Annotated in this window: 1 rRNA gene; it reads right to left on the bottom strand. The window is 50.7% G+C overall.

The window, feature by feature from the left end:
* Window positions 1-19: 19 nt before the first annotated feature.
* A 23S ribosomal RNA gene (locus KYS23_RS20535) occupies window positions 20-2,359 on the bottom strand; the annotation flags it as partial.

Genomic DNA, 2,359 nt, shown 5'->3' with positions numbered 1-2,359 from the left:
AAAGCCTCTTGGGCGTTGTATGGTTAAGCCTCTCGGGCAATTAGTACAGGTTAGCTTAACGCCTTACAACGCTTCCACATCCTGCCTATCAACGTCATCGTCTATAACAACCCTTCCGGACTTTAAAAGTCAGGGATGACTCATCTTTGGGCCGGCTTCCCGCTTAGATGCTTTCAGCGGTTATCCGTTCCGAACGTAGCTACCGGGCAATGCCATTGGCATGACAACCCGAACACCAGCGGTTCGTCCACTCCGGTCCTCTCGTACTAGGAGCAGCTCCCATCAATCATCCAACGCCCACACCAGATAGGGACCGAACTGTCTCACGACGTTCTAAACCCAGCTCGCGTACCACTTTAAATGGCGAACAGCCATACCCTTGGGACCGACTTCAGCCCCAGGATGTGATGAGCCGACATCGAGGTGCCAAACACCGCCGTCGATATGAACTCTTGGGCGGTATCAGCCTGTTATCCCCGGAGTACCTTTTATCCGTTGAGCGATGGCCCTTCCATACAGAACCACCGGATCACTATGACCTACTTTCGTACCTGCTCGACGTGTCTGTCTCGCAGTTAAGCTAGCTTATGCCATTGCACTAACCTCACGATGTCCGACCGTGATTAGCTAACCTTCGTGCTCCTCCGTTACTATTTGGGAGGAGACCGCCCCAGTCAAACTACCCACCAGACACTGTCCATAATCCCGATAAGGGACCAATGTTAGAACATCAAACATACAAGGGTGGTATTTCAAGGACGGCTCCACACAATCTAGCGACTGTGCTTCGAAGCCTCCCACCTATCCTACACATGTAGGTTCAATGTTCAGTGCCAAGCTGTAGTAAAGGTTCACGGGGTCTTTCCGTCTAGGTGCGGGTACACAGCATCTTCACTGCGATTTCAATTTCACTGAGTCTCGGGTGGAGACAGCGTGGCCATGGTTACACCATTCGTGCAGGTCGGAACTTACCCGACAAGGAATTTCGCTACCTTAGGACCGTTATAGTTACGGCCGCCGTTTACCGGGGCTTCGATCAAGAGCTTCTCCGAAGATAACCCCATCAATTAACCTTCCGGCACCGGGCAGGTGTCACACCCTATACGTCCTCTTGCGAGTTAGCAGAGTGCTGTGTTTTTAATAAACAGTCCCAGCCACCTGGTCACTGCGGCCCTCATCTGCTCAAGGAGCAAGTCCTATCACAAACAAGGGCGTACCTTCTCCCGAAGTTACGGTACAATTTTGCCGAGTTCCTTCACCCGAGTTCTCTCAAGCGCCTTAGTATTCTCTACCTGACCACCTGTGTCGGTTTGGGGTACGGTTCATATAATCATAAGTTTAGAAGCTTTTCCTGGAAGCAGGGCATCAACAACTTCACTACCGTAGTAGCTCGTCTCGCATCTCAGCTTTAAGAATCCGGATTTACCTAAATTCTCGGCCTACTTGCTTTCACTTGGACAACCAACGCCAAGCTTGCTTAGCCTTCTCCGTCCCTCCATCACTGATTATATAAGTACGGAAATATTAATCCGTTTCCCATCGACTACGCATTTCTGCCTCGCCTTAGGGGCCGACTTACCCTGCCCTGATTAGCATGGGACAGGAAACCTTGGTCTTCCGGCGTGGGAGTTTTTCACTCCCATTATCGTTACTCATGTCAGCATTCGCACTTGTGATATGTCCAGCAGACTTCTCAATCCACCTTCATCCACTTACACAACGCTCCCCTACCATACGTGTAAACACGTATCCGCAGCTTCGGTATATTGCTTAGCCCCGTTACATCTTCCGCGCAGGCCGACTCGACTAGTGAGCTATTACGCTTTCTTTAAAGGGTGGCTGCTTCTAAGCCAACCTCCTAGCTGTCTATGCCTTCCCACATCGTTTCCCACTTAGCAATATTTTGGGACCTTAGCTGGCGGTCTGGGTTGTTTCCCTCTTCACGACGGACGTTAGCACCCGCCGTGTGTCTCCCGGATAGTTCTCATTGGTATTCGGAGTTTGCAAAGGGTTGGTAAGTCGGGATGACCCCCTAGCCTTAACAGTGCTCTACCCCCAATGGAATTCGTCCGAGGCTCTACCTAAATAGATTTCGGGGAGAACCAGCTATCTCCCGGTTTGATTGGCCTTTCACCCCCAGCCACAAGTCATCCCCTAACTTTTCAACGTTAGTGGGTTCGGTCCTCCAGTTGATGTTACTCAACCTTCAACCTGCCCATGGCTAGATCACCGGGTTTCGGGTCTATACCTAGCAACTAAACGCGCAGTTAACACTCGCTTTCGCTACGGCTCCGCTATTCGCTTAACCTTGCTACTAAATATAAGTCGCTGACCCATTATACAAAAGGTACGCAGTCAC

Source organism: Alteromonas lipotrueae (assembly GCF_019249255.1).
Lineage (GTDB): Bacteria > Pseudomonadota > Gammaproteobacteria > Enterobacterales > Alteromonadaceae > Alteromonas > Alteromonas lipotrueae.
Note: the sequence above shows the minus strand (reverse complement) of the source record. Positions and strands in the feature narration are given on the sequence as shown.